Here is a 26,255-nt window from a genome sequence, read left to right as displayed (position 1 = left end):
GTATGCGCGGTCCGCGCCGGCAACCGACGGGACCAATGGCCCTTCGCCCAGGGTCAATGCGGGCCGCAGGTCGCGTCGATCGGGAGCGCAATGGACGCAGCGGCGAAGGAGACGCGTGGGCGGCAGCGGAAGGTGCGGCCATGACGGCGACTTCGCCAGAGGCGACCACGGGCGGCGGTGCCTGGGACGGCTTCGGGGGCGGGCTGTGGCGCGACGCGATCGACGTCCGGGACTTCGTCCAGCGCAACTGCACGCCCTACGAGGGCGACAGCTCCTCACGCGGGCTGAATGCCGTGTGAGCCGTACGTCGAACTCGCAACCCGAATGCCGCCGGACCACGACGGGCTCACCCCGTAAGGTCATAAAACAGGACCAATATCCCCATACGGCCCTACGCTGACGGCGTGACCGAGCCACCAGAAGCCTCTGCCGCAGCAGCACAGCCCACCCCCGGTGACCACACCGGTTCCGCCGGCGCGGCCGTCGACCCGCCGTCCTCCGGCGGGTCCGCCCGCTCCGGCGCCGCCGTCCCCCGGTCCGTCACCGCGCGCGCGACGGCGGCCGGTGTGATCGTCTCCCTCCTGCTGATCGTGGCCATCGTGCTCGGCAGCAGGTTCCTGGAGAACTTCGACTCCGCGCTTCTGCCCTACGCCGTGGCCACGGTCTTCCTCGCATTCGGCGTCGCCTACCGCTATACGGTCTGGGTCTCCGCACCGGGCGCCCGACGGCTGTTCAAGAAGGGCTGGGGGAGCCTGTTCTCGGCCGAGAACTTCCGTAAGGCACCCACCGCCCTGCCGAAGATGATCGCCACCTACCTGGGCTTCCAGAAGTTCCTCGGCGCCCGCTCCCACGCCCGCTGGGCAGCCCATCAGCTGATCTTCTGGGGCTGCATCCTCGCCTCCCTGATCACCTTCCCGCTGACGTGGGGCTGGTTCACCTTCACCTCGAACAGCGGCTCCGGGCCCGGCTACGAGATGCGTATCTGGGGCTTCAAGATCGTCGGCTTCGACTCCCTGGACATCCTCGGCTGGCTGATGTTCCACGGCCTGGACATCGCCGCCGTCCTCGTCATCCCCGGCGCCTCCTACTTCCTGTGGCGCCGTATGAAGGACCGCGGCGCCATCACCGGCCAGCGGTTCGGCTACGACCTGGTGCCGCTCATCGCGCTGATCGTCATCTCCGTGACGGGGCTGCTCCTCACCTTCTCGTCGATCTTCCTGCACGGCGGCGGATACGAGTTCCTGGCGATCCTCCACATGGTCTCGGTGGTCTTCACCCTCATCTACATCCCGTTCGGGAAGTTCTTCCACATCGTCCAGCGCCCCGCCGCAGTCGGCATGCAGCTGTTCAAGTACACGGGCCGGCAGGACCAGGAGGTCTTCAGCTGCCGGCGCTGCGAGGAACCCATCGACACCGCCCCGTACGTCGAGAACCTCCGCGGCACCATGCGCGACCTCAGCCTCGACTTCGACCAGTGGGCCGAGTACTGCCCGCGCTGCAAGCGGGTGCTGCGCGGCAGCGCCTATCTCTCCCAGGTGAAGAAGGGCTTCAAGTGACCGCGGATCCGCGAGCAGCCGACACCCGTGCGGTCGTCCCCCTCGACCCCTCCCTCGCCCCGCCCGGCACCCGCGCCTTCCGTGACGCCGGCGGCATCCCCGCCGACCAGTGGCACGCCGACCAGAACGGCGAGACGCTCGTCCCCACCCACTGCTGCTTCTGCGGGGTGCAGTGCGGGATGTATCTGCGCGTCGACCGCGGCGGCAAGGTCTTCGGCGTCGAACCCCGCAACCACGACATCAACCGGATGCGCCTGTGCCCCAAGGGCATCAACGCGTACCAGCAGGTCAACCACCCCGACCGGCTCACCGCCCCGCTCATGCGCCGCTCTCGCGACGAGGAGTTCCGGGAGGTCTCCTGGGACGAGGCGCTCGACTTCACCGTCGCCGAGATCAGGCGCATCCAGCAGACCTACGGCAACGACGCCTTCGGGCTGCTCGGCGGCGCGAGCCTCTTCTCCGAGAAGACCTATCTGGTCGGCAAGTTCGCCCGGGTCGCCCTCAAGACCCGGCACGTCGACTACAACGGCCGGCTCTGCATGGTCAGCGCGGCAGGCGCCAACAAGCTCGCCTTCGGCATCGACCGGGCCGGCAACCCCTTCTCCGACATCCTGCTCACCGACTGCCTCCTGATCGCGGGCTCCAACGTCGGCGAGTGCTTCCCCGTGATGACCCAGTACGTGTGGGGCGCCCGGGACCGCGGCGCGAGCCTGATCGTCATCGACCCGCGCGAGACGGCCATCGCCAGGACCGCCGACATCCATGTCGCCCTCAAGCCCGGGACGGACTCGGCGTTCTTCAACTCCGTGCTCAACGTGGTCATCGAGGAAGGTCTCACCGACGAGGCCTACCTCGCCGCCCACACCACCGGCTGGGAGGAGGTGAAGGCCAAGGTGGCCGAGTACCCGCCGTCCCGGGCCGCCGAGATCTGCGGGATCCCCGCGGAACAGATCGTCCAGGTCGCCCGCACCTTCGCCCGCGCCCCCAAGGCCATGGCCTGGCACGCCCGCGGCATCGAGCACCACTCGCAGGGCGTCGAGAACTGCCTCAGCGTGATCAACGTCTGCACCGCCACCGGACACATCGGCAAGCCCGGTGCCGGCTACGGCACCATCACCGGGCAGGGCAACGGGCAGGGCGGCCGCGAGCACGGCCAGAAGTCCGACCTCCTGCCGGGCGGACGCTCGATCCTGAACGAGGAGCACCGCCGGCAGATCTGCGAGATCTGGGGCATCGAGGAGTCCGAACTCCCGCCCGCCGGAACCTCGATGATGGAAATGGTCTGGCAGATGCAGCGCCGCGAGATCCGCGGACTGATCGGCATCTGCAACAACCCCTTCGTCTCCCTGCCCAACTACAAGGTGGTCAAGGAGGGGTACGACACGGCGGAGTTCCACGCTCAATTCGACTTCTTCCTTTCCGAGACCGCGGCCAACGCGCATGTCGTCTTCCCCGTCACCACCTGGGCCGAGGACGAAGGGGTGATGGCCAACGCCGAAGCCAGGGTGGTCAAGCACAACAAGGCCCAGGACCCGCCCCCCGGCGTACGGACCGACACCTGGGTGATGTGCGAACTGGCCAGGCGTCTCGGCGCGGGCGACAAATTCGCCTTCGCCGACTCCCGCGAGGTCTTCGACGAACTGCGGATCGCCTCCGCCGGCACCGTCAACGACTACTACGGCATCACCTACGAACGGCTGGAGGAGACCGGCGGGATCGCCTGGCCCTGCCCGTCCACCGACCACCCCGGCACCCCCCGGCTCTTCGAGGACGGCAGGACCTACCACCCCGACGGCAAGATCCATATGCAGGTCGTCGAATGGCACCTGCCGATGGACCCGTACGACGACGACCACCCCATGTCCCTCACCACCGGTCGCACCGTCGCGCACTTCCTCTCCGGCAACCAGACCCGCCGCCTGGGCGCCCTCGTCGAACAGACCCCGCGCCCCTGGGCCGAGATCCACCCCTCCCACGGCTTCCGCAACGGCGAACCGGTCCGCGTCGTCACCCGGCGCGGCAGCGAGGTCTTCCCCGCCCTGGTCACCGAGGCGATCCGCCCCGACACCGTCTTCATCCCGTACCACTGGCCCGTCCCCACCGCCGCCAACGCGCTGACCATCGACGCACTGGACCCGCGCTCCAAGATCCCCGAGTACAAGGTCTGCGCCTGCCGCATCGAGCACGCCGAGAAGATCGACGAGGTTCCCGCACCCCCGGTCGCACCGGGCCATGTCGCCTACCCGGAGACCCAGGTCTCCCGCACCGACCCGCTGCCGCCCACGTCCCCGCAGGGCCGTGGCACCTCGGAAAGGAGCTGATGCCCGCATGATGGGCAGAACGATCTTCATCGACCCGGGGCGCTGCATCGGCTGCCAGGCCTGTGTCTCCGCCTGCCGGGAGTGCGACTCCCACCGGGGCAAGTCGATGATCCACCTCGACTACACCGACGAGGGCCAGTCCGTCGCCTCCCTTCCCACGGTCTGCATGCACTGCGAGGACCCCGTCGCCCCCTGCGCCGAGGTCTGCCCCGCCGACGCGATCCTGGTGACCGCGGACGGAGTGGTGCAGCAGGCGGACACCACCCGCTGCATCGGCTGCGCCAACTGCGTCAACGCCTGCCCCTTCGGCGTGCCGAAGATCGACCTCCAGGCGAAGCTGCAGATGAAGTGCAACCTCTGCTACGACCGCACCGCCTACGGCCTCGCCCCCATGTGCGCCACCGTCTGCCCGACCGGCGCGCTCTTCTACGGAACCGTCGAGGAGCTCCAGGCCGAACGCCCCGGAGTCCAGGTCGCCGACACCTTCGTCTTCGGCGAGACCGAGGTCCGCACCGGCGTCGCCATGGTCGTCCCCGCCGACAAGGTCCAGTGGCCGGTGCCGGGCGGCCTGCCCGTCGTGGAGATCAACGGGAAGGACGTCCGCCGATGAGCGTCACCGAACAGCCGCCCTCCGGGGACCCGCGCGAGGCCCTGCACGACCGGATCGCGGCGGACTCCCTCACCACCCGCCGCGACTACCTCCGCATCGTCGCCACCGTCTCCGGCGGTCTCGCCGTCGGCGGGCTTGGCGTCGCGGGCGGCATGCTCCCCCGCCACGGCGACCCCGAGGACGACAAGTCGCCCGCGCCGAAGAGGATCAGCTCCCAGCTGCTGCCCGGGGAGTCCCTCGCCTTCAGCTACCCGGACGAGGAGGACAAGGCGGTCGCCGTCCGGCTCAATGACGGCACCCTCGTCGGCTACTCGGCGATCTGCACCCACCTGGCCTGTGCCGTGCTCTGGCAGAAGGACCGGGGCTCCGAAGGCGAGCTGTACTGCCCCTGTCACGAGGGCGTCTTCGATGCCCGCACCGGCGAGGTCACGGCCGGCCCGCCGCCCCGCGGACTGCCCAAGGTGGTGCTCACCGAGCAGACGGACGGCAGTATCTGGGCGGTAGGGACCACCCGTTCCGGCGAGAGCATCGAGAAGGGGCTGTGCCGCCAGCTCGGCGACGACCGCCCGGACCTCGCCTCCCGGATCGGCTGCCCCGGAGTCCGCAGGGGCGCCGAAGCCCCCGGCATCTCCCGTACCGAGGCCACCGAGCCCCCGACCTCCGGCAGGCGGACATGAGCGACGCCCAGCAGCCCACCGGCCCGCTCTACCCCGAGTACCACCCGGGCAGCGCACGGCCCGAACTCAACCGGCCCGTCCACGAGCGCTACCCGCAGATCCGGTCCACCAGCGGCTACGGCGACCCCCGCGTCCGCCACACCGGGCCGGGGCCGGGAGCGGGCAGCGACCAGGAACCGGAGCGGTCCTCGAAACTGACGGCACGGCTGACCCTGGCCATGACCGTCGTCATCGGGCAGCTCTGGGGACTCACGGTCGTCATCGACGAATGGATGGAGGGCAGCACCGGTACCGCCTGGTGGGGCGCCGGATTCCTCTGCCTGTCCTTCCTCGTCGTACTCGGACTCTGGTGGCTCGACCCCAAGGACCGCTGAGCGGCGCCCCGGGAGGCGGGCAGCCGGGAGTCCGGGCTTCGCGCGGTGCGCTTCGGTGCGCCCCCGCTCCCCGCAGGGCGGCCGTACCCTGGAGGTATGAGTACCGCCCCCGCCCCCGGACCGCGCGATTCGAAGCCGAACTCGCCGGACCGGCCGAAGCCCAAGCCGGCACTGATCTTCGACGATCCGCTGGACCAGCAGTCCGCGGACGATACGGACCGGGGGTGGGGTGAGCGGGCCCCCTCCGGTGGCAGCGCCGCCGACCTGGCCCGTTTCCTCGACGAGAAGCCGCCCCACCACGTCTGAGCCCACCCCCGCCCGGCCCGCGGTCCTGCTCCTGGCGCCCCTGCCCCGGGTCCTCGCCGCGGTTCCCTTCCACCGGGCCGCTGCCGCTGCGCTGCGCGACCAGAGCGTCGCGGATCTCCTTCAGGACCTCCGGCTCGCTCACCTCCATCGTCTCCTGCACGCCTTCGTTCGCCGCCTGCACGGCGGCCCGCCTGGCGAGGTACTTCGCCACCGGGAGCACCATCAGGAAGCAGACGACGGCAGCGGGGATCAGGAAGCTGAGGGTGGCGCTGAGCACCGAACCCCACAGGATCCGGATGCCTTCGGTCACCTCGGCCGTCTTCGGGGCCGAGCCGTCCAGGAGGCTGACCTCCTTCTCGCTCACGCGTGAGCCGTCCTTTGCAGGTGCCGTAAGGGGAGCAAACTGTTCCGCAACCTACGGAAGTACAAGGGGAATCCACCTCATCCGCGACTGGTGCCACGTGACGTGATGGCGCGTCAGTACGAATCAGCACAGGATCACCGCAAACCCGGCCGAGATTCCCGCACCGGCCAGCGCCGTGGCCGTAGCCCGCGGTACGGAGAGCACGATCAGAGCCCCGTCCTCCGCGCCGTCGGCGGACGCCGAAGGTACCTGGGCCACCCGCGCACCCTTCGCCAATACCCGGGAGTCCGCTCCGGCACCCTCGGAAGCGATCACGTCGACCCGGTCTCCCGGCCGCAACAGCCGGACGGTCGCCGCATCGGCGATCCGGACGGGCGCGGACACCAGGCGGACGGGCGGCGACACGTGGCGCGATGCGCTACCGGCCGTGTCGGCCGCCCCGGCCCCGGACCCACGTCCGCTCCCTGCCCCACTTCCGCCGAGCCCCGAAGCGGCCAGCGCGGCAGCCGTCAGCGCCAGCCCCGCCGCCATCGCCCTCCGCTGCCGCCACACCGCCCTCCGCAGTCGGTGCCCGCTGCCCCCACGCACCCGCAGCGGGGGAAACGACGGCACCCCGCCGGGCGGCGGTGCGGGGGCGGGCAGGGGCGGGGACGCGGAGTGCGAAGGAGAAGAGGGACCGTACGGGGGCATGGCAAACACCGCCTGCGGTGAGGGAGTTCAAAGGAACCGGATCGAGTGGTCCGGCCGAAGCGGATCGACCGGACAGCACCCACGATTCACCATCCGCGAGATTCCCGCTGAGCCCTGTGGACGGCCCACACGATGTGGACAACTCCCTCACCCGCTGGAGGTATGCCAGGAGTTGATCGCCTACGGCAGCTCGATCCCCGTCTCGATCCCGTCCAGCGCATGAGCGCACAGGCAATCCCGGTCCGCCTCCGCCGGCAGCGCGGACACCGCGTCGAAGAGGACCGAACGCAACCGGTCGACATTGGCCGCGAACACCTTGAGCACCTCCTCGTGGGAGACGCCCTCGCCGGCCTCCGCGCCCGCGTCCAGGTCCGTCACCAGCGTCATCGTCGTGTAGCAGAGGCCCAGCTCACGGGCGAGCACGGCCTCGGGGTGTCCGGTCATCCCGACCACCGACCAGCCCATCGCCGCGTGCCAGCGCGATTCCGCCCGGGTCGAGAAGCGCGGCCCCTCGACGACCACGAGCGTCCCGCCGTCCACCGCTTCCCAGTTCCGTCCACGGGCCGCCGCGAGGGCGACCTTGCGTCCCTCGGGGCAGTACGGGTCGGCGAAGCCCAGGTGTACGACGTTCGGTGCCGTCCCGTCCGCCCGGGTCTCCCCGTCGTAGAACGTCTGGACACGCGTCTTCGTACGGTCCACCAGCTGGTCCGGGACGAGCAGTGTCCCCGGCCCGTACTCCGGCCTCAGCCCGCCCACCGCGCACGGGCCGAGCACCTGACGTACGCCGACCGAGCGCAGCGCCCACAGGTTGGCGCGGTAGTTGATGCGGTGCGGCGGCACATGGTGGCCGCGGCCGTGACGGGGGAGGAAGGCGACCCTGCGGCCGCCGATCTCACCGAGGAAGACGGAGTCGCTCGGCGCTCCGTAAGGGGTCTCCACGCGGACCTCGGTGACGTCCTCCAGGAAGGAGTACAGCCCCGAACCGCCGATCACGCCGATCTCTGCGTTCACCATGCGGTCACAGTAGGCGTTCGCCCGGCGCTCGACACAGCCGGGCGGAAAAAAGCCGAGGACCCCGCCGAGTGGATCGGCGGGGTCCCGGTGAAGCCAGGTGAAACGGTCGGGCAGCGCCTCAGGCGGCCGACGAACCGCTCGACGAGGACGACGAAGAAGAAGCGGACGACGAAGAAGACGCCGTGGAAGAGCTGGACGAACCGGGGGAGGACGTCGACGAGGAGGACGAGGACTTCGCGTCCGATCCCGTCGAGGACGACGATCCGGAACCGGACGTCTTCGCAGCGGCCGGGGCCGGCGTGCTGCTCGACGAGGAACCGCGACTGTCGTTCCGGTAGAAACCGGAACCCTTGAAGACGATGCCGACCGCCGAGAACACCTTCTTCAGGCGTCCATCGCAGCTCGGGCACACCGTGAGGGCGTCATCGGTGAACTTCTGCACCGCTTCGAGGCCCTCGCCACACTCGGTGCACTGGTACTGATAGGTCGGCACTTGTTCCTCCTGGCACTCTGACTCAATGAGTGCTAACGACGCTCCATACTGACGTATTCCTCGGGATCAGTCCACCGTGACCGGCCCGCGGTGACCGATCCCACGTGCCACGGTCCGTCCCGAACTCCTCGGGAGGAGCCGTGAACGCAGGCCCACCAGGGTCACCAGCGCCAGCACCGTGCCCACCAGTGGCACCAGGAATCCGGTGCTCGCCCCATGGGCGTCGGCGAGCTGCCCGGCCACCGTCACCGCCGCCGCCTGGCCGAGCGCGACCGCACCCGTGAGCCAGGTGAACGCCTCGGTCCGCGCCGATCCCGGGACCAGTGCCTCGACCAGGGTGTAGCCGCTGATCAGGGCCGGCGCGATGGAGAGTCCGACGAGCAGTCCGAGCCCGGCCAGCAGCGGCACGGAGTGCACTGCCCAGAGGCCCGACGCGGTGAGGGTCAGGGCCGCGTATCCGGCGATCAGCCGGCGCCGCGGCCCGGTCTTCCAGGCGATGGCGCCGCAGGCGATGCCGGCCAGCATGTTGCCGGCCGCGAAGATCCCGTACAGCAGACCGTTGGCACCGGGGCTGCCGATCTCCTCGGCGAACGCGGTCAGCGAGACCTGCATCCCGCCGAAGACCGCGCCGATACCGAGGAAGGCCACCGCGAGCACACGTACGCCGGGTACGGACAGTGCGGAGGCGTGACGCTGGGATCCGGTGGCCGATGCGTTGCGCACCGCCGGCTGGGTGGCGCGCTGGGCGGCGAAGAACAGGCCGCCGAACAGGGTCAGGGCGGCTTCGGCGATCAGCCCCGCCGCCGGGTGCACCCCGGTGCACAGTGCGGTGGCGAGAACGGGGCCGATGACGAAGGTGAACTCGTCCGTCACCGATTCGAAGGCCGCAGCCGTCGACATCAGCGGCGAGGCCTCCCGGCCCGGCGCCGCCCCGAGCACGGCCGCCCAGCGGGCCCGCACCATCGGGCCGATCTGCGGGACGGAGGCGCCGGTCGGGACAGCGGCGGCGAACAGGGCCCACATCGGGGCGCCCGCCAGCGCGAGCGCGGTCAGGGCCGAGACGGACGCCGTGTGCACGAGGACGCCCGGGAGCAGCACGGCACGCTGGCCGAAACGGTCGGCGAGCTTGCCGGTCTGCGGGGCGAACAGGGCCATGGAGACCCCGGTCACGGCGGCGACGGCACCGGCGCTGCCGTAGGAGCCGGTGGTGTGCTGGACGAGCAGGACGATGCCGATGGTCAGCATCGCGAAGGGCTGCCGTGCGGCGAAGCCCGGCAGGAGGAAGGTCCACGCACCCGGGGTGCGCAGCAACTGCCCGTATCCGGGGCGGTCGGAGACCGTGGACGCCACGGTCCATGCCTTTCTGCCGCCTGGTGGCCGTGCTCCTGCGAGGCGGGCCGGCACGTGGGTGCGGACCCGGCCAGGAGCTGCCGAGAGCTGTCCTCTTCGCGCGGAACTGCGGTAGATGCCGGGCGCTCGCAGTAGAGGCGGAGGACGCCACGACCGCCATACGGTCGCGCCAGCTCTGCGTCAGGCAGAGTTGGTGGATCAAATAGGTCGATCTGGGTTTCCTTCATGCTACAGGCAAGGGTCCCGGTCCACCTGTGACTGTGTGCAAGGCAACGTCTCTCACCTGCGGACACGGGGTGTGTCCGCCTGTCCTCAGTGGTGGGCCCTGTTGTCCCGGGCAGCCCGGTCCTCGTGTTTCCTGGCGTCGTCCGTTCTGCCCAGCTTCTTCACTGCTTTGAGCGCGTTGGCCACGTGGGGCCCGGCGAGGGTCTCGTCGCCGGCGTTCCCGCCGGTGCCCAGCCAGCCGGCCAGCTTGCCGCCCTCGCCGATCGCGCGCAGCCGGGCCTCGGTCGCGTCGCGCACCGGGTCGGTCGTCACGACCAGCAGTTCGTCGCCGCGGCGCAGCACGGTCGAGGGTGCGGGCACGAAGCTCTTGCCGTCCCGGACGACCAGCGTCACCGCCGCTCCCGCGGGCAGGCGCAGTTCGCCGACCTCGACGCCGTGCATCTTCGACTGCGTGGGGATGGCCACCGAGAGCAGATGTCCGCGCAGCCGCTCCAGCGGCGCCGACTCGATGCCCAGGTCGGCCGTCTCGGACGGGTCGTCGGCGATCTTGAGGGCCTTCGCGAGCCAGGGCAGGGTGGGTCCCTGGATGAGGGTGTAGACGACGACGAGCACGAACACGATGTTGAAGACCCGGGTGGAGCCCTCGATCCCGGACACCATGGGAATGGTCGCCAGGATGATGGGCACCGCGCCGCGCAGCCCGGCCCAGGACATGAGGGCCTTCTCCTGCCAGGGCAGCCGGAAGGGTGCCAGCGAGATGAAGACCTCCAGCGGCCGGGCCACCACGGTCAGTACCAGTCCCACGACGACGGCGGGCCAGAAGTCGTCGATCAGGTCGTGCGGGGTGACCAGCAGTCCGAGCAGGACGAACATGCCGATCTGGGCCAGCCAGCCGAGTCCGTCGGCGAACCCGCGGGTGGCGGGCCAGTGCGGCAGCTTGGCGTTGCCGAGGATCATCGCGGCGAGGTAGACGGCGAGGAATCCGCTTCCGTGCAGCATCGCGCCGGCGGCGTACGCGGACACCGCGATCGCCATCACCGCGATCGGGTAGAGGCCCGAGGCGGGCAAGGCCACATGACGCAGTCCGTACGAGCCGAGCCAGCCGACAGCGATGCCCACGGCCGCGCCGATGGCCAGTTCCAGGGCTATCTCGCCGACCAGTACGTACCAGCTGTCGACCGGACCCACGGTCGAGAAGGCCACCACCAGGATCACCACGGGGGCGTCGTTGAAGCCGGACTCGGCCTCCAGGACGCCGGTGATCCGGGCGGGCAGTGGCACCTTGCGCAGCACGGAGAAGACCGCGGCGGCGTCCGTGGAGGAGACGACCGCGCCGATGATCAGCGCCTGCCGCCATTCCAGACCGACCAGATAGTGCGCTCCGGCCGCGGTCACGCCCACGCTCACGCCGACGCCGACGAGGGAGAGGACTACGGCTGCGGGCAGCGCGGGTTTGATCTCTTTCCACTTCGTGCCGAGGCCGCCCTCGGCGAGGATCACGACCAGGGCGGCATAGCCGATCACCTGCGTCAGTTCCGCATTGTCGAACTTGACGTCGAAGAACCCGTCCTGCCCCATGGCGATCCCGATGCCGAGGTACAGGAGCAGGCTGGGGAGCCCGCTGCGGGACGAGATGCGTACCGCCGCCACCGCGACGAGCAGGACGAGTGAGCAGACGAGCAGGAGTTCGTTGAGCGCGTGGACAGTCAGTGGCCGGTCCTTCCCTGCGTACGCCTGCCGGATCGTCTTCCGGTGGCCGGTTACTTCGTTACCTTACCTAATCTTTAACGTTTTCTTGATGCGTTCGAGCATTCGTACGATCGCTACGCAATTCGAACCATCCCGATACCGCGTCGGACCGGCCTCGACGCTGCGCCTATGGTTGCTCCTGCACTCCCAGGACCACCCTGCCCCTCGAAGGACAGCGATGCCCGCCAACACAACCGCCTCTTCCGGCTCCACCGGTACCGCCGGCGGCGGGACCGGCAAGAAGAAGGGGCGCCGCGCCCGCCTGATCGTGATCGTTCTGGTGCTGGCGCTCGTCGCGGGTGTCGGTTACGGAACGTACTGGTCCGTATCCACAGTGCGCGCCTCGTACCCCCAGACGAACGGGACGGCCCAGCTCGCCGGACTCGACGGCAACGTCGAGGTGAAACGCGACAGCTACGGGATCCCGCAGATCTACGCGGACTCCGACGCCGACCTGTTCCGCGCCCAGGGCTTCGTCCAGGCGCAGGACCGCTTCTGGGAGATGGACGTCCGCCGTCACATGACGGCCGGCCGGCTCTCCGAGATGTTCGGCTCCGGCCAGGTCGAGACGGACTCCTTCCTGCGCACGCTGGGCTGGCGCAAGGTCGCGCAGGAGGAGTACGACACCGTCCTGTCGGACGAGACCAAGAAGAACCTCCAGGCGTACGCGGACGGGGTGAACGCCTACCTCAAGGACCGCGACGGCAAGGACATCTCCGTCGAGTACGCGGCCCTCGGCTTCACCAACGACTACAAGCCCACCGAGTGGACCCCGGTCGACTCGGTCGCCTGGCTGAAGGCCATGGCCTGGGACCTGCGCGGCAACATGCAGGACGAGATCGACCGTTCGCTGATGACGAGCCGGCTCGACGCGAAGCAGATCGAGGACCTGTACCCGCCCTACCCGTACGACAAGCACAAGCCGATCGTCAGCGAGGGCGCGATCTCCTCGGTCACCGGGAAGTTCGACCCGCAGGCCACGCCGTCCGACGGCGTCGGTTCGGCGACCGCCGAGGGCGCCACCCAGGGCCTCACCGCCCAGCTCGGCGCGCTCTCCGACACCCTCGACGAGATCCCCGCACTGCTGGGCCCCAACGGCACCGGCATCGGGTCGAACTCCTGGGTGGTCTCGGGGCAGTACACGACCACGGGCAAGCCGCTGCTCGCCAACGACCCGCACCTGGCGCCGCAGCTGCCCTCGCTCTGGTACCAGATGGGGCTGCACTGCCGCGCAGTCTCGGCGACCTGCAAGTACGACACCGCCGGCTACACCTTCTCCGGCATGCCCGGTGTGATCATCGGCCACAACCAGGACGTCGCCTGGGGCTTCACCAACCTCGGCGCCGACGTCACCGACCTCTTCCTGGAGAAGGTCTCGGGCGACGGCTACCTGTACGACGGCAAGGTGAAGCCGTTCACCGTCCGCGAGGAGACCATCAAGGTCGCGGGCGGCAAGAGCCGGCACATCACCGTGCGCGAGACCAACAACGGTCCGCTGGTCTCCGACCGCAGCAGCGAGCTGGAGAAGGTCGGCCAGAAGGCCCCCGTAAGCAATGCCGCCCCCGACCGGGCGGACGGTTACGGGGTGGCGCTGAAGTGGACCGCGCTGGAGCCGGGTCACTCCATGGACGCCGTCTTCGAGCTCAACCGGGCCAAGGACTTCGCCTCCTTCCGTGCGGCGGCCGAGCACTTCGAGGTTCCCTCGCAGAACCTCATCTACGCCGACACCAAGGGCCACATCGGCTACCAGGCGCCGGGGAAGATCCCGGAGCGCAAGTCCGGTGACGGCACGATGCCCAGCCCCGGCTGGTCCTCGGCGTACGGCTGGAAGAAGGACCCGATCCCGTTCGGCGAGCTGCCGTACGAGTACGACCCGAAGCGCGGCTACATCGTCACCGCCAACCAGGCCGTGATCGACGAGGACAAGTACCCGTACATGCTCACCAAGGACTGGGGCTACGGCAGCCGCAGTCAGCGGATCAACGACCTCGTCGAGTCGAAGATCAAGGGCGGCGGGAAGATCTCGACCGAAGACATGCAGAAGATGCAGATGGACAACACCAGCGAGATCGCCGCGCTGCTGGTGCCCGAGCTGATGAAGATCAACATCTCGGACAAGGACGTCCGCGAGGCGCAGAAGCTGCTGGAGGGCTGGGACTACACCCAGGAGGCCGACTCGGCGGCCGCCGCGTACTTCAACGCGGTCTGGCGCAACATCCTCAAGCTGGCCTTCGGCGACAAGCTGCCCAAGGAGATGCGGGTCGAGGGCGAGTGCCTGAACGTGCCCCCGGCCAAGAGCTCGGGTCCGCTCGACGAGCAGGACAAGCTGGTACGCGAATGCGGTCAGCGCGAACCCGACTCCGCGCAGCCGGACGGCGGCGACCGCTGGTACCAGGTGGTCGAGAACCTCATGGACAAGCCGGACAGCGACTGGTGGAAGGCGCCGGCGAACCGTAAGGACAAGGCGACCGATAACCGCGAGGAGCTCTTCGCCCGCGCCATGGAGGACGCCCGCTGGGAGCTGACGGCCGAGCTCGGCAAGGACATCACCACCTGGAGCTGGGGCCGGCTGCACCAGCTGACCCTGAAGAACCAGACCCTCGGTACGGAGGGGCCCGGACTGCTCCAGAGGGCGCTCAACCGAGGCCCCTGGAACCTGGGCGGCGGCGAGGCCGCGGTGAACGCCACCGGCTGGAACGCGGCAGGCGGCTACGAGGTCGTCTGGGTCCCGTCCATGCGGATGGTCGTCAACGTGGGGGACTGGGACAAGTCCCGCTGGATCAACCTCACCGGCGCCTCCGGGCACGCGTTCAGCGCGCACTACACCGACCAGACCGACAAGTGGGTCAACGGTGAACTGCTCGACTGGTCCTTCGGGACGAACGCGGTGTCCGCGGCGACCACGGACACGCTGACGCTGAAGCCCTAGGGGCGGGCCCGCGGACCTTCGGAGGCAGCCTCTGGAGTGCCGCGGGCCGGCCGCTGTCCGCGGACCTTCAGCCGTCGCCGAAGCGCCGCGGGCCGGCCGGTGTCACCACGGCGTCCACGGGGTGGTCGTGCGGTTCCTCCGGGACCCGCGCGGCCACCTCGTCGTCGTACAGCAGCACGATCAGCGCGGGATGTGCCCCGGCCGCCGCGAGACGCGCCAGCACCCGGTCGTAACTGCCGCCGCCGCGGCCGAGCCGCATCCCGCGCCCGTCCACGGCGAGGCCCGGGAGCAGTACCACGTCCGCGTCCAGGACGGCGTCGGGTCCGAGCCGCGCCCCGTCGGGCTCCAGGAGCCCGCGCCCGGCCTTCCTGAGGCCGGCCGCTCCCTGGTACGGCGCCCAGTCCAGGTCGTTGTCCGCGAGGAGTACCGGCAGCAGGACGCGTACGCCCCGCGTGCGCAGCGCGTCCAGCAGGGCGCGGGTCCCCGGTTCGCTTCCCACCGAGACGTACGCGGCGACCGTACGGGCCCCGGCGACCTCCGGGAGTTCGAGTGCGCGAAGGGCCAGAACCGCGGCGGCCCGTTCGACGTCCTCATCAGTCAGAAGGCGGCGGGCGGCGAGCAGTTCACGCCGCAGCAGGCTCTTTGCGGACATGTCGGTGTTCAACGGGGCACCCATGGATCTCTCGTACCGGCATATTTGAGTACAAAGTTAACCGGAGGCTCATCTTCCGCCCATCTGCGCCGGTTAATGTTCTGCGCATGACCCAGTCGAACCTCAGGATCAGCAAGGCCGTCATCCCGGCGGCGGGCCTCGGTACCCGCTTCCTGCCGGCCACCAAAGCCACTCCCAAGGAGATGCTGCCTGTCGTCGACAAGCCTGCCATCCAGTACGTCGTCGAGGAGGCGGTCGCCGCCGGACTCTCCGACGTACTGATGATCACCGGTCGCAACAAGCGTCCCCTGGAGGACCACTTCGACCGCAATTACGAACTCGAGTCGGCACTGACCCGCAAGGGCGACGCCGAAAGGCTGCGCAGGGTCCAGGAGTCCAGCGACCTCGCCACCATGCACTACGTCCGCCAGGGTGACCCGAGGGGCCTGGGCCACGCGGTGCTGTGCGCGGCTCCGCACGTCGGCGACCAGCCGTTCGCGGTCCTCCTCGGCGACGACCTGATCGACCCGCGCGACCCGCTGCTGGCGCGCATGGTGGAGATCCAGGAGCGCGAGGGCGGCAGCGTCATCGCGCTCATGGAGGTCGCGCCGGAGCTGATCCACCAGTACGGCTGCGCGGCCGTCCAGCCGACCGCCGAGGGTGACGTGGTGCGGATCACCGGCCTGGTCGAGAAGCCCGAACCGGCCGAGGCGCCCAGCAACCTCGCCATCATCGGCCGATACGTCCTGGACCCCGCGGTCTTCGACATACTGCGCAGGACCGAGCCGGGCCGCGGCGGCGAGATCCAGCTGACGGACGCCCTCCAGCTCCTGGCCGAGGACGAGAAGGCCGGCGGCCCGGTGCACGGCGTGGTCTTCAAGGGCCGCCGCTATGACACCGGTGACCGGAGCGATTACCTCCGTGCCATTGTCAGACTCGCGTGCGAACGTGAAGACCTGGGCCCGGAGTTCCGGACCTGGCTCCGCAGTTACGTCACCGAGGAGATGTAGCACCTTGAGCAGCACGATCTGGTCGGTGGACGAGCACCTGGAAGACATCCTCGCCGCGGTGAGGCCGCTCGAACCCATCGAGCTGCAACTGCCCGAGGCCCAGGGCTGCGTCCTGGTCGAGGACGTCGTGGTCGAGATCGCCCTGCCGCCCTTCGACAACAGCTCGATGGACGGCTACGCGGTCCGCGTCGCCGATGTGGCGGGCGCCACCGAGGAGTTCCCCGCCGTCCTCACCGTCATCGGTGACGTCGCGGCGGGCGACGCCGGCCTCCTCGGCGACCAGCGCGTGGGTCCGGGCGAGGCCGCCCGCATCATGACGGGCGCCCCGCTCCCGGCCGGTGCCGAAGCGGTGATCCCGGTCGAGTGGACCGACGGCGGTACGGGCGGCGGGCCCGCCGCCACGATGCTCGCCCACAGCGACGCCCCCGAGGGTTCGCGCGGCGAGGTCCGCGTCCACCGACCGGCCGAGGCCCGCGCCCACGTCCGGGCCCGCGGCAGCGACGTGCGGCCGGGTGACCTGGCGCTGCGCGCCGGCTCGGTGGTGGGACCGCCCCAGATCGGCCTGCTCGCCGCGATCGGCCGCTCGACGGTGAAGGTGCGGCCCCGGCCGCGCGTCGTCGTCATCTCCACCGGCAGCGAACTGGTCCAGCCCGGCGAGGAACTGACCGGCGGCCAGATCTACGACTCGAACAGCTTCGCGCTGACGGCCGCCGCGCGCGACGCCGGAGCGATCGCCTACCGGGTGGGCGCCGTCTCCGACGACGCGGAGACGCTCCGGGCCACGATCGAGGACCAGCTGATCCGGGCCGACATCGTCGTCACCACCGGCGGCGTCAGCGTGGGCGCGTACGACGTCGTCAAGGAGGCCCTGTCCCCGGCCGGCGACGAGGACGAGCCGGGCAGCGGCGTCGACTTCCGCAAGCTCGCCATGCAGCCCGGCAAGCCGCAGGGCTTCGGCTCCATCGGACCGGACCACACCCCGCTGCTGGCGCTGCCGGGCAATCCGGTCTCCAGTTACGTCTCCTTCGAACTGTTCGTACGGCCCGCGATCCGCACCCTGATGGGCCTGCCCGACGTGAAACGCCCGACCGCCAGGGCGTCACTGGTCACCGACAAGGCCCTGTCCTCACCGGCCGGCAAGCGGCAGTTCCTGCGCGGTACGTACGACGCCCAGGCGGGCACCGTCACCCCCGTCGGCGGTTCCGGATCGCATCTGATCGCCGCTCTCGCCCAGGCGGACGCACTGATCGTGCTGCCCGAGGACGTCACCTCCGCCGAGCCCGGCGCGGACACCGAGGTGATCCTGCTCCGCTGACCGGCGCCGGGTGGCGGTACGGTATCTGCCGCTGTGCCTTCCGGGGGACACCCCCCGGACCCCGGACCTGCACCCCGGTGCAGCACCGGGGCAACCGGCGCCCTACCGCTAGGCGGAGTTAGTTGAGTACGCAGAACAGGCTGACGCACATCGACGAGGCGGGGGCCGCCCGCATGGTCGACGTCTCCGCGAAGGACGTCACCGCGCGCGTCGCCCGCGCCAGTGGCCGGGTCCTCGTCTCGCCGCGTGTCATCGAGCTGCTCCGGGGCGAAGGGGTCCCCAAGGGCGACGCCCTCGCCACCGCGCGCATCGCCGGGATCATGGGCGCCAAGCGCACCCCGGACCTCATCCCCCTCTGCCACCCCCTCGCCGTCTCCGGCGTCACGGTCGACCTCGGCGTGGCCGACGACGCGGTGGAGATCACGGCCACCGTGAAGACGACGGACCGCACGGGCGTGGAGATGGAGGCCCTCACCGCGGTGTCGGTCGCCGCGCTCACCGTCGTCGACATGATCAAGGCCGTCGACAAGTCCGCGGTCATCACGGACATCCGGGTCGAGGCGAAGTCGGGCGGCAAGTCCGGCGACTACCGGCGCACGGCGCCCGGCGGGGCGGACGCATGAGCGTCCAGGAGCCGGATGCTGCCGGCTACCGCGCCCTCGTGGTGACCGCGTCGAACAGGGCCGCCGCCGGGGTCTACGAGGACAAGGGCGGGCCGCTGATCGCCGAGGCGCTGTCCGGGCTCGGCTTCATCGTCGACGGGCCGCGGGTCGTGCCCGACGGCGACCCGGTCCAGCAGGCGCTGTGGGACGGGGTGGCCGCCGCGTACGACGTCATCGTGACCACCGGCGGTACAGGTATCTCGCCCACCGACCGAACCCCCGAGGCCACCCTCAACGTCCTTGACCACGAGGTCCCCGGCATCCCCGAGGCGATCCGCGCGGAGGGCCGGGACAAGGTCCCCACGGCCGCGCTCTCGCGCGGTGTGGCCGGCGTGGCCGGACGTACGCTCATCGTCAACCTGCCCGGCTCCACCGGCGGGGTGCGTGACGGGCTCGCGGTCCTGAGCCGACTCCTGGTGCACGCCGTCGAGCAACTCCGCGGCGGCGATCACCCCCGACCGGGGAGCCCGAGCTGAACGTCCCTACCTGGCCGGTGATCCTGGTGGACGGCGATGTCGCCCTCCGGCCGATAAAGGCGCGCGACCAGCGCATGTGGCGCGAGGTCAACCGGCGCAACCGGGACTGGCTGCGCCCCTGGGAGGCGACCGTGCCCCCGCCCGCCCCCGGGGGGCCGGTGGCCCAGCGCCCCACCTACCGCCAGATGGTCCGCCATCTGCGCTCCGAGGCCAACGCCGGCCGGATGCTGCCGTTCGCCATCGAGTACGAGGGACGGCTGGTCGGTCAACTGACCGTGGCCGGGATCACCTGGGGTTCGATGTGCTCGGGCCACGTCGGCTACTGGGTGGACCAGGAGGTCGCGGGCCGGGGCGTGATGCCGACCGCGGTCGCCCTCGCCGTCGACCATTGTTTCCGCGCGGTCGGACTGCACCGCATCGAGGTCTGCATTCGCCCCGAGAACGGGCCCAGCCGTCGGGTCGTCGAGAAACTCGGATTCCGTGAGGAAGGGCTCCGGCCCCGCTATCTCCACATCGACGGAGCCTGGCGGGACCATCTGATCTACGCGCTCACCGCGGAGGAGGTGCCTGACGGCCTGCTCCGGAGGTGGCACCGTGCGCGTCCGGGCCGACCGGAGCGACCGGAGCATCCTGAGCACCGCGCGAAATGAAATATATGTTCGAAATTGATCGGGCGGCGACTGCTAACGAACGCACAAACGTCGACTGTTGATCCGAACAATCACAAAAAAAGTCCGTGATATCAGCCAGATCGTGCGACACACCGCGCCAATTGGCGGATGCCTCCACGCAAACCCCTCTACGGTGTGAGATGTGAGCAGCAGCGGCCTGATCTACGCAGTCATTGTCGGGGCCTGGGCCGCCTACTTGGTACCGATGTGGCTCCGCAGGCAGGACGAGCTCAATGAGGCCCGTCCGACGGAACGCTTCAGCACCGCCATCCGGCTGCTGTCCGGACGGGCGGCGATGGAGCGCCGGTACGCCAAGGAGTTGCGGGAGCGCACCGACGAGGAGGCGGCGCCCGACGCCGACCCGGACGCAGTCACGGACCGAATGGAATCCGTCGACGTCCGGGGCTTTTCCGCGCCTCCGGCGCACACCGAGGCCCGGGTGCACGACCCGGCTCGGACGCCGGAGCACTCTGCCCTGGAGCGCCCGGCCCGCGAGCGGCCCGCGCCCTCCTCCGACTCCTCCGCCCCCGCCCGGCGTCCACGCCCCGGCGGAATCGACGCGGAGCGCGCCCGGCGTGCGCAGCGCCTACAGGTCCTCGCGCGCCGTCGCCGCACCACGGTCATCCTCTTCCTCGGGTTCACGCTCGGCGCAGTAGTCGCCGCTGTCGGCGGCCTCCGCCTCCTCTGGGCCCCCGCGGTTCCCGCGGTGCTGCTGAGCACGTACATCGTGCATCTGCGTGCCCAGGAGCGGCGCAGGTTCGCCTTCACCATGGACCGGCGCCGGGCAGAGGTCGCGGCGCAACGGCTCCGCGAGAGCCGCCCCCGCCGCCACCAGCCGGCCGCGACGGCTCCCGCGGAGTCCGACGAGGACCCCGAAGCCCGCCACCCCGCCCCCGAGCCCACCCCCACGGTCTCCCCGCAGGAGGCCGGCCGCCGCGCCCTGGTCGAGCAGACGGATCACGCGGAGTGGGTCGACCAGCAGCGCGAGCGGGGCCGGGTCCAGGGCGACAGCTAGGAGCCCGTCCCCGTACCGCTCCCCACCTACGTCACCGCCCCGGTCGCCCCGCGCGCCACGGGCGGCATCGAGGTCGGCAACCCGGAGACCTGGAGCGCGGCCCGCTCCAGCACCGCCGAGCCCACCCAGTCGGCCGCCCCGCAGCCCGCGGCGACCCCGGTGGACCCGGCGCCACGCCAGCGCTCCGCCCAGTCCCGCCGCGCCCGCGAACGGGGCCGGACCCCGCTCTTCGACCAGTACGACGAGGACGACCGCCCCCGCGCGGCCAACGAGTGAGACGCCCGCCCCGCCCGCTGCGACACCGACTCGGCTGACCAGCGCGGAACGGATTTCCGAGCACCCCGGTCGGGGTGCTAAAGTTTCACTCGTTGCAAGGGCCTGTGGCGCAGTCTGGTAGCGCACCTCGTTCGCATCGAGGGGGTCTGGGGTTCAAATCCCCACAGGTCCACCGCAGCTCAGAGCCCCTACCGGGGAAACCCGGTAGGGGCTCTTTGGCGTTGTACGGCACGAAGCGCAGTAGCTGGATCTGATCTTGTGTGCCCAGGTGCTTGCCCAGCTTCTTGAGGGCGCGGCGGGTGGTCTTGTGCGTACCCCCACCCTCACGCCGGCTCCGTCCTCCGATCGGCAACCGCTCCGAAAAGGCTCCGTCAACCGTTTGCTCAGGCGGGAAGCTCGGTGATGCCGAGGGCGAAGTCCAGGTTGCCCACACCGTGGTTGGCCAGGCCCACCGTGACCACGCCCGCTCCTTCCAGCCAGTGCGCCATGGTGAGGCCGCCGACGTCGAGCGGGCGCAGCCCGAGGCTTTCGATGAACGCCTCGACACGCGCCTTGGCGTGCGTGCTGTCGCCGGCGATGAAGACGTCGGGCCGGCCCTTCTCCAGGACGTGGCGGAAGACGGTGTTGAACGCCTTCACCACGCTGGCGCTTGCCGGGGCCGTCTTGGCGACTTCCTGCGCGATCGAGGTCTGCTCGCGGTGGGTCAGCCCGTCGAGTGTGGAGTTGAAGGGGTTGCTGATGTCGACGATGACCTTGCCCGCGAGCGCGTCTCCGTACTGGGCCACTGACGGCACGACACCGTCGTGCAGCAGGGCCACGATGACGATGTCCCCGGCCGGGGCGGTGCCCCACTCTCCTGTCGTGGCGCTGCCGCCGAGAGTGTTGGCCAGGTCGTCGGCCTTGGCCTGATCGCGGCCCATGATCTCGACGGTGTTGCCGCCGGCTACCGCTCGCGCGCCGATGGTGCGGGCCATGTTCCCGGTGCCGATGATGCTGATGCTGCTCATGAGATGTCCCGTCCTGGTTGCGTGTTGTGGGGTTCAGAGGGCGGTGGTGCCGCCGTCGGCGACGAGTTCCATGCCGTTGACGTAGCTGGAGTCGTCGGAGGCGAGGAAGAGGGCGGCGGTGGCGATCTCGTCGGGGCTGCCCATCTGGCCGCGGGGGATGAGGGACTCGAACTGGCGCTTGGTGGCCTCGTCGAAGAGCTCTGCCTGCTTGGCGGTGGCGACCTGGCCGGGGGTCAGGACGTTGACGCGGATGCGGCGGTCCTTGAGCTCGTTGAGCCAGACGCGGGCCCATGCCTGCTGGACGGCCTTGCTGCCGGCGTAGACGCTCCAGCCTGGGAAGGCGCCGAGGGAGGCGTTGGAGCCGGTCATGAGGATGGAGCCGCCGTCGTTGAAGAGCGGGAGGGCCTTCTGGACGGTGAACAGGGTGCCGCGGGCGTTGAGGTGGAACGCGGCGTCGAAGTGGGCCTCGGTGATCTCGCCGAGCGGGGCGGGCTCGCCCCCGCCGGCGCTGGCCCACAGCACGTCGAGGCTTCCCTTCTCCCGCTTGACGGTGTCGTACAGGCGGTCCAGATCGTCCAGGTCGGCGGCGTCGCCCTGGACGCCGGTGACGTTGCGGCCGATCTGCTGCACGGCCTCGTCCAGGGCGTCCTGGCGGCGGCCGGTGATGAAGACGTGCGCTCCCTCGTCGACGAACAGCTTCGCGCCTGCCAGCGCCATGCCGGTGGTGCCGCCGGTGATGACCGCGACCTTGCCGTCAAGCTTTCCCATGATTGCTCCATTAGTTCGGTGATGCCGCGTGTACCCGGAGTGACGGTGTTATGTATACCGCCCTGTGTTCTTACGGTAGTGGGTGGGCGGCAGGGGCGCAAACTATGTACACCAGTCGTTACCTAGCTGCGGTACGATGGGCTCATGACGGAGTTGGAGAAGGGCCCCACGGGCAGCCGCCGCGGCCGGGGCGCTCGCGAGCGCATCCTCGGCGCGTCCCAGCAACTGTTCCGCGAGCAGGGCATCAACCGCACGGGCATGGACCAGCTCTGCGCGACGGCCCAGGTGTCCAAGCGCACGGCCTACCAGCACTTCGGCAGCAAGGACGAACTCGTCGCCGAGTACCTTCGCCGGTTCGACCCCTCCGTGCTGTCCGGCGTGTTCGACCGCACCGACCTCACGCCCCGCGAACGGCTCCTCGCCGCCTTCGACATCCCCGCCACCACCCCCCTGTGCCCCTACATCGCCGCCGCCGTCGAACTCCACGACCCCCAGCACCCCGCATCCCAGTACGCGCGCGACTACAAGAAGGCCGTCGCCGCGCGGCTCGCCGACACCGCCCGCGAAGCCGGCGCCGCCGACCCTGAACAGCTCGGCGAGCAGCTCGCACTGCTCATCGACGGCGCCGCGGCCCGCACCCGGGTCCTCAACGCCGACGCCTTCCCCGCCGCCGCCGCCATCGCCGCCGTCCTCATCGACACCGCCATCCCCGCCACCGCCGGCGAGGACCGGCGACCGGAGGAAGTGCCAAGTTGACTTGGCACTCCGCAGTCGGGCTGGACGTGTTGCCGGTTGCGCGGCTGCACCCGCTGGTACGCGACACCGGCCGCCCGGCACCTGGCCCGGACCTGCCGGCTTTCGCGAACGCCGGGGAGAACCGGCGACCCCGAGGGTTTCCGACGGGGCGATCGTCGGCCTGGCGATTCGGGATGGTTCGGGGCGGTCCGGGTGCGTGAGGCGGTTCGCGGACCTTCATCGGCCACCACTCCCACCGCGTTGTACGGGACAGGGTTACGCGATACTCGCCCTGTGGAGTGGTTCGAGCGGGCCCAGGCAGCGGAACAGCTCAGCGACTGGGGTGCGGCCATCGCGCTGGTGAGCGCCCGCGCCGAGTGCTATTCCGCCGATCACCACATGCACAGCAACCATCTGTGGCATATGGATCTGCTCGCCCGTGCGGGGCGGTTCCCGGAACTCACGGAACTCGCCCTCACGGATGTCCATGCACGGCGGAAACTCAACAGATCGCTTCGTGAGCACGGGATGGAGGCGGCGCTTCGCGGCCGCGCGAAAGAGGGCGACAGGGACGCGCTCTACGTCCTTGTCCGGCTGCTGTGCGAGACGAATCGGGTTCAGGAGGCCCATCGCGCGGTCCAGGACCTCGGCCCCGAGGATCAGTACGCACACGAGATCGTGGCCGGCTTCCGATCGCCATCGAGCGACGCTTAGCAACGCGCGACACCGTTGTCGTCGCGCCCGGGCGGCGAGGTAGTAGTACGCGTCGTCATTCTTCACGTCGACGTAGTCGGCAGCCGGGGCAGATCACTCTCTGCTGCGATTCCTGAGGTCACGTCCTCGAGGACGAGGTCCGGAAGGACTGCCAGTCCCAGAGTCCGAGGATCCACATGCGGGCCGGCGGCCTTCTCGGCGATGCCGGGCGACCAGGATGCCAGCCGGTCCAGCGCAGTTGCCAAGCCCTCTCGGTCGTCGTTGAGCAGCGCTGCCACGAGCGATGCGACATCGGCGCGGGAGCTGCCTGCTGGAGCCGGCAGAGCGGCCGGCCCTGAGAGTGCGCGCTGGTCATGAAGGCCACAGAGCGCCGTGAGGGCGGCGAGAGCGAACCGGACGCCGTCACTCTCTCCCTCCCAGCGGGACAGCAGCCTCGGCAGCCCGCTGCCGATGGCCCGGCGTGTCAGGTGTTCAGCCGGAGGCTCCTCCCAGGCACCTCCCAGTGCGGTGATGCGATCGGCCAGGGAGACCGCTGCCGCCGGCCCCGAAGCAGCGAGCCGCAACAGGTCGCCGAGCAGTACCAACCGGCTGCCGGGCGCGACGCTTTCGTCGCAGATCAGCTCCACGAGGAACGGGACGGCCTCGACGGTGGCGTCCGTGCAGGTGCCCTGGTGGGCCACCGCGTCCGCGAGATCACCGAGGAAGTCACCCGTCGACGCGTAGGGCTCACCGAACGCGAACTCCTCATCGAGCAGCCACCCCACGGCATCCGGCGCATCTTCCGCACTGCCGTACATGCGCTCTGCGACCGCCACCACGGCCTGGACCACGTCTGCGGGCCCACCGATCTCACTGCGCTTCCAGGGCGGGCCGGCCGGAGGGCGTGCGGGATCCCTGGGCAGAGGGCTCGGAACGGCGACGTGGGCGTCGGCCTGCTCATGGACCAGGCCGTCCCGTGTGAAGAATTCTTCGAGCGTCACAGCATGCCCCTCGGCGCACCCCTGCGGGAAACCGCCGTGGGCACGGGCCACATGGGCGACCCGAATCCGTTCACTCCGGAGGAACGGCTCAAGAGCCATCCGCTCGTACCCGCTGTGGACGGCCAGCGAGAAGACCTGCCACCACCCCTCCAACTCCGGGTCCATCGACGGCTGGTCGTACCAGAAGCTCGACGGAACGAACCGGAAGTGATCGTGGACGCGAACCGCCGTCAGACGGTGCCCCATCACGGACAGCTCAGCCGCAGCGTCGCGGGCGGCGCCCTCACCCGGCAGGCTCAGCGTGTACTCGACTCCCCAGGAGGGAGGTGCCGCGGCCATCAGCCGCACTGCCAGGTGAACATCGCCCGCTCGAAGCGCCGCTCCGCCAGGTCCTCCGGGCGGATCAGCCAGTACAGGGCTCCGGCATCGCCCCACATCATGTCTGCGGCGTCCTCGCTGTCGAACTGGGCCAGCAGCACCCAGCCGCCCGCCTCCTCGGACAGCCGGGGATCGTCCCAGGACACCTCTCCGTCCAGGACCGCCTCCGCGATCTCGATCTCGACCGGGTTCTGCACCGAATGAGCGTGGCCGCCGATCCGGTGCCCCACCTCGTCGTCGAACTCCCACAGCGCGTCGAGGAACTCCTGCGAGCAGACGGGATGGTCGTACCGGTTTCCCAGTGGGGCATCCGGCGCGAAGGCGGCCCGTACGGACGGATGCCAGGGCTCCGTCGCCGTCATCTCCGTCCGAGCGGTCAGCGGCACCGCCGGATACGGCTTGAGTCCTTCAGGCGTGCCACGCTCCGCCACCTCTTCGTCCGCTGCCACAAAGAGCACGCGGGCGCCCGCCCAGCTCTCCCGGTCCTCGGCCAGAACGAGAGCGTCGCCGTCGTCCAACTGCCCGTCGAAATAGAAGAACAGCAGTGTTCCCGTGGCGGGCAGAGCTATGTCCAGCGCAGCCGTCGGCAGGCGCGCGCAGTCGATCGAGGCGACGAAGGAGAGCGGGCCGTGCCCCTCCCACACCGGCCACTTCGAGGCAGCCGGCAAAGCCGGCAGGCCACCGAGCCGGCCCACCACGTCGTCAGAGCCGGTTGCCACCGCAAGACGCACACCGGGGCGAAGCAGGGCGAGCCACTTCTCAGCGTCCTCGGGCGACAGATGCTGCAAGGCGAGAGAGCGAAAGGCGTCTCGGGAACCATGGGTCATATGCCCGATCATCCACGGCACCACGGACAGAGGCCTTGACGGCCCTCCCTCAGCACGCGCAGCCTGCGGCCGGCCGGCCGCAGGCTGTCCACGTCCATCCGGAACGGAAAG

The 26,255-nt window shown here is 70.1% G+C and carries 25 protein-coding genes, 1 tRNA gene and 2 pseudogenes; 17 read left to right on the top strand and 11 right to left on the bottom strand.

Annotation, left to right across the window (positions count from 1 at the left end):
* Positions 1-140: 140 nt before the first annotated feature.
* The 7 genes from SH922_RS16575 (at position 141) to SH922_RS16545 (ending at position 5,844) form a co-directional block, all read left to right on the top strand.
* Positions 141-299 (top strand): hypothetical protein, encoded by a 159-nt coding sequence (locus SH922_RS16575; protein ID WP_393058729.1) that lies wholly within the window; start codon positions 141-143, stop codon positions 297-299.
* Positions 300-404: 105 nt separating this feature from the next.
* Entirely contained in the window at positions 405-1,556 is a 1,152-nt protein-coding gene (locus SH922_RS16570; RefSeq protein WP_393058728.1) for an MFS transporter, read from the top strand.
* Positions 1,553-3,877, top strand: a complete 2,325-nt coding sequence (locus SH922_RS16565) for a molybdopterin oxidoreductase family protein (RefSeq protein ID WP_393058727.1) — start codon at positions 1,553-1,555, stop codon at positions 3,875-3,877. Before SH922_RS16570 ends, SH922_RS16565 begins: the two co-directional genes overlap by 4 nt.
* Before the next feature lie 7 nt (positions 3,878-3,884).
* Complete coding sequence (locus tag SH922_RS16560; RefSeq protein ID WP_362542433.1) at positions 3,885-4,487, top strand: 4Fe-4S dicluster domain-containing protein; 603 nt, start codon at positions 3,885-3,887, stop codon at positions 4,485-4,487.
* Positions 4,484-5,164 carry a Rieske (2Fe-2S) protein gene (locus SH922_RS16555; protein ID WP_393058726.1) on the top strand — a complete coding sequence of 227 codons (681 nt, stop codon included), beginning with the start codon at positions 4,484-4,486 and terminating at the stop codon, positions 5,162-5,164. The genes SH922_RS16560 and SH922_RS16555 overlap by 4 nt, the downstream gene beginning before the upstream one ends.
* Positions 5,161-5,538, top strand: a complete 378-nt coding sequence (locus tag SH922_RS16550; RefSeq protein WP_393058725.1) for a hypothetical protein — start codon at positions 5,161-5,163, stop codon at positions 5,536-5,538. The genes SH922_RS16555 and SH922_RS16550 overlap by 4 nt, the downstream gene beginning before the upstream one ends.
* Before the next feature lie 96 nt (positions 5,539-5,634).
* A complete protein-coding gene (locus SH922_RS16545) occupies positions 5,635-5,844 on the top strand; it encodes a hypothetical protein (RefSeq protein ID WP_219574335.1) in 210 nt (69 codons plus the stop codon).
* Between the two features lie 37 nt (positions 5,845-5,881).
* Here SH922_RS16545 and SH922_RS16540 read toward each other — a convergent pair.
* The 6 genes and pseudogenes from SH922_RS16540 to SH922_RS16515 form a co-directional block, all read right to left on the bottom strand.
* Positions 5,882-6,166 (bottom strand): annotated as a pseudogene (locus SH922_RS16540) (MscL family protein); the annotation flags it as partial.
* 165 nt (positions 6,167-6,331) lie between these two features.
* A complete protein-coding gene (locus SH922_RS16535) occupies positions 6,332-6,898 on the bottom strand; it encodes a hypothetical protein (RefSeq protein WP_393058724.1) in 567 nt (188 codons plus the stop codon).
* Between the two features lie 180 nt (positions 6,899-7,078).
* Positions 7,079-7,912 (bottom strand): S-methyl-5'-thioadenosine phosphorylase, encoded by an 834-nt coding sequence (locus SH922_RS16530; RefSeq protein WP_393058723.1) that lies wholly within the window; start codon positions 7,910-7,912, stop codon positions 7,079-7,081.
* Between the two features lie 118 nt (positions 7,913-8,030).
* Positions 8,031-8,405: an FmdB family zinc ribbon protein gene (locus SH922_RS16525; RefSeq protein ID WP_393058722.1), complete on the bottom strand. Its 375-nt coding sequence runs from the start codon at positions 8,403-8,405 to the stop codon at positions 8,031-8,033.
* Between the two features lie 66 nt (positions 8,406-8,471).
* The gene (locus SH922_RS16520) at positions 8,472-9,755 is read right to left on the bottom strand and encodes an MFS transporter (RefSeq protein ID WP_393058721.1); all 1,284 of its coding nucleotides are present in this window, start codon (positions 9,753-9,755) and stop codon (positions 8,472-8,474) included.
* Between the two features lie 312 nt (positions 9,756-10,067).
* On the bottom strand, positions 10,068-11,630 hold the full coding sequence (locus SH922_RS16515; protein ID WP_393058720.1) for a potassium/proton antiporter: 1,563 nt from the start codon (positions 11,628-11,630) through the stop codon (positions 10,068-10,070).
* 277 nt (positions 11,631-11,907) lie between these two features.
* On the opposite strand from SH922_RS16515, the gene SH922_RS16510 reads away from it, so the two are divergent.
* Positions 11,908-14,658, top strand: coding sequence for a penicillin acylase family protein (locus tag SH922_RS16510; protein WP_393058719.1), 2,751 nt, complete (start codon positions 11,908-11,910; stop codon positions 14,656-14,658).
* Positions 14,659-14,725: 67 nt separating this feature from the next.
* Here SH922_RS16510 and SH922_RS16505 read toward each other — a convergent pair whose 3' ends face one another.
* Complete coding sequence (locus SH922_RS16505; protein WP_393058718.1) at positions 14,726-15,334, bottom strand: 5-formyltetrahydrofolate cyclo-ligase; 609 nt, start codon at positions 15,332-15,334, stop codon at positions 14,726-14,728.
* 83 nt (positions 15,335-15,417) lie between these two features.
* Here SH922_RS16505 and galU point away from each other — a divergent pair, with 83 nt between their 5' ends.
* From galU to SH922_RS16470, 7 genes and pseudogenes are all read left to right on the top strand, one after another.
* Complete coding sequence (gene galU, locus SH922_RS16500) at positions 15,418-16,320, top strand: UTP--glucose-1-phosphate uridylyltransferase GalU (protein ID WP_393058717.1); 903 nt, start codon at positions 15,418-15,420, stop codon at positions 16,318-16,320.
* A gap of 4 nt (positions 16,321-16,324) precedes the next feature.
* Positions 16,325-17,635, top strand: a complete 1,311-nt coding sequence (glp, locus tag SH922_RS16495) for a gephyrin-like molybdotransferase Glp (protein WP_393058716.1) — start codon at positions 16,325-16,327, stop codon at positions 17,633-17,635.
* A gap of 122 nt (positions 17,636-17,757) precedes the next feature.
* Complete coding sequence (gene moaC / locus SH922_RS16490; RefSeq protein ID WP_393058715.1) at positions 17,758-18,258, top strand: cyclic pyranopterin monophosphate synthase MoaC; 501 nt, start codon at positions 17,758-17,760, stop codon at positions 18,256-18,258.
* Positions 18,255-18,773, top strand: coding sequence for a molybdenum cofactor biosynthesis protein B (locus SH922_RS16485; protein ID WP_393058714.1), 519 nt, complete (start codon positions 18,255-18,257; stop codon positions 18,771-18,773). Before moaC ends, SH922_RS16485 begins: the two co-directional genes overlap by 4 nt.
* Before the next feature lie 17 nt (positions 18,774-18,790).
* A complete protein-coding gene (locus SH922_RS16480; RefSeq protein WP_393058713.1) occupies positions 18,791-19,423 on the top strand; it encodes a GNAT family N-acetyltransferase in 633 nt (210 codons plus the stop codon).
* A gap of 163 nt (positions 19,424-19,586) precedes the next feature.
* A pseudogene (glpR, locus tag SH922_RS16475) lies at positions 19,587-20,735 on the top strand (gephyrin-like molybdotransferase receptor GlpR).
* Between the two features lie 98 nt (positions 20,736-20,833).
* A tRNA-Ala gene (locus SH922_RS16470) sits at positions 20,834-20,907 on the top strand.
* 211 nt (positions 20,908-21,118) lie between these two features.
* Here the strand turns inward: SH922_RS16470 and SH922_RS16465 are convergent.
* Positions 21,119-21,742, bottom strand: coding sequence for an NADPH-dependent F420 reductase (locus SH922_RS16465; RefSeq protein ID WP_393058712.1), 624 nt, complete (start codon positions 21,740-21,742; stop codon positions 21,119-21,121).
* Between the two features lie 33 nt (positions 21,743-21,775).
* Positions 21,776-22,510 carry an SDR family NAD(P)-dependent oxidoreductase gene (locus SH922_RS16460; RefSeq protein ID WP_393058711.1) on the bottom strand — a complete coding sequence of 245 codons (735 nt, stop codon included), beginning with the start codon at positions 22,508-22,510 and terminating at the stop codon, positions 21,776-21,778.
* Between the two features lie 144 nt (positions 22,511-22,654).
* Here SH922_RS16460 and SH922_RS16455 point away from each other — a divergent pair, with 144 nt between their 5' ends.
* Complete coding sequence (locus SH922_RS16455) at positions 22,655-23,266, top strand: TetR/AcrR family transcriptional regulator (protein WP_393058710.1); 612 nt, start codon at positions 22,655-22,657, stop codon at positions 23,264-23,266.
* 273 nt (positions 23,267-23,539) lie between these two features.
* Positions 23,540-23,959 (top strand): hypothetical protein, encoded by a 420-nt coding sequence (locus tag SH922_RS16450; protein WP_393058709.1) that lies wholly within the window; start codon positions 23,540-23,542, stop codon positions 23,957-23,959.
* Positions 23,960-24,021: 62 nt separating this feature from the next.
* On the opposite strand, the gene SH922_RS16445 is transcribed toward SH922_RS16450, so the two are convergent.
* Together SH922_RS16445 and SH922_RS16440 are read right to left on the bottom strand one after the other, a co-directional pair.
* The gene (locus SH922_RS16445; protein WP_393058708.1) at positions 24,022-25,278 is read right to left on the bottom strand and encodes a hypothetical protein; all 1,257 of its coding nucleotides are present in this window, start codon (positions 25,276-25,278) and stop codon (positions 24,022-24,024) included.
* On the bottom strand, positions 25,278-26,144 hold the full coding sequence (locus SH922_RS16440; RefSeq protein ID WP_393058707.1) for a YwqG family protein: 867 nt from the start codon (positions 26,142-26,144) through the stop codon (positions 25,278-25,280). Before SH922_RS16440 ends, SH922_RS16445 begins: the two co-directional genes overlap by 1 nt.
* Positions 26,145-26,255: the final 111 nt, after the last annotated feature.

The sequence above is a fragment of the Streptomyces sp. LN549 genome, from assembly GCF_043203805.1.
In the GTDB taxonomy this organism is placed as follows: Bacteria; Actinomycetota; Actinomycetes; order Streptomycetales; family Streptomycetaceae; genus Streptomyces.
This window is presented reverse-complemented; position numbering and strand designations above follow the sequence as displayed.

Bases quoted from the DNA above. Each gene is read 5' to 3' on its own strand.
- SH922_RS16555 (WP_393058726.1), top strand. From the start codon at position 4,484: ATGAGCGTCACCGAACAGCCGCCCTCCGGGGACCCGCGCGAGGCCCTG.
- SH922_RS16485 (WP_393058714.1), top strand. From the start codon at position 18,255: ATGAGCGTCCAGGAGCCGGATGCTGCCGGCTACCGCGCCCTCGTGGTG.
- SH922_RS16505 (WP_393058718.1), bottom strand. From the start codon at position 15,334: ATGGGTGCCCCGTTGAACACCGACATGTCCGCAAAGAGCCTGCTGCGG.
- SH922_RS16465 (WP_393058712.1), bottom strand. From the start codon at position 21,742: ATGAGCAGCATCAGCATCATCGGCACCGGGAACATGGCCCGCACCATC.
- galU (WP_393058717.1), top strand. From the start codon at position 15,418: ATGACCCAGTCGAACCTCAGGATCAGCAAGGCCGTCATCCCGGCGGCG.
- SH922_RS16510 (WP_393058719.1), top strand. From the start codon at position 11,908: ATGCCCGCCAACACAACCGCCTCTTCCGGCTCCACCGGTACCGCCGGC.
- SH922_RS16535 (WP_393058724.1), bottom strand. From the start codon at position 6,898: ATGCCCCCGTACGGTCCCTCTTCTCCTTCGCACTCCGCGTCCCCGCCC.
- SH922_RS16575 (WP_393058729.1), top strand. From the start codon at position 141: ATGACGGCGACTTCGCCAGAGGCGACCACGGGCGGCGGTGCCTGGGAC.
- SH922_RS16460 (WP_393058711.1), bottom strand. From the start codon at position 22,510: ATGGGAAAGCTTGACGGCAAGGTCGCGGTCATCACCGGCGGCACCACC.
- SH922_RS16545 (WP_219574335.1), top strand. From the start codon at position 5,635: ATGAGTACCGCCCCCGCCCCCGGACCGCGCGATTCGAAGCCGAACTCG.
- SH922_RS16455 (WP_393058710.1), top strand. From the start codon at position 22,655: ATGACGGAGTTGGAGAAGGGCCCCACGGGCAGCCGCCGCGGCCGGGGC.
- SH922_RS16560 (WP_362542433.1), top strand. From the start codon at position 3,885: ATGATGGGCAGAACGATCTTCATCGACCCGGGGCGCTGCATCGGCTGC.
- SH922_RS16550 (WP_393058725.1), top strand. From the start codon at position 5,161: ATGAGCGACGCCCAGCAGCCCACCGGCCCGCTCTACCCCGAGTACCAC.
- SH922_RS16445 (WP_393058708.1), bottom strand. From the start codon at position 25,278: ATGGCCGCGGCACCTCCCTCCTGGGGAGTCGAGTACACGCTGAGCCTG.
- SH922_RS16440 (WP_393058707.1), bottom strand. From the start codon at position 26,144: ATGACCCATGGTTCCCGAGACGCCTTTCGCTCTCTCGCCTTGCAGCAT.
- SH922_RS16530 (WP_393058723.1), bottom strand. From the start codon at position 7,912: ATGGTGAACGCAGAGATCGGCGTGATCGGCGGTTCGGGGCTGTACTCC.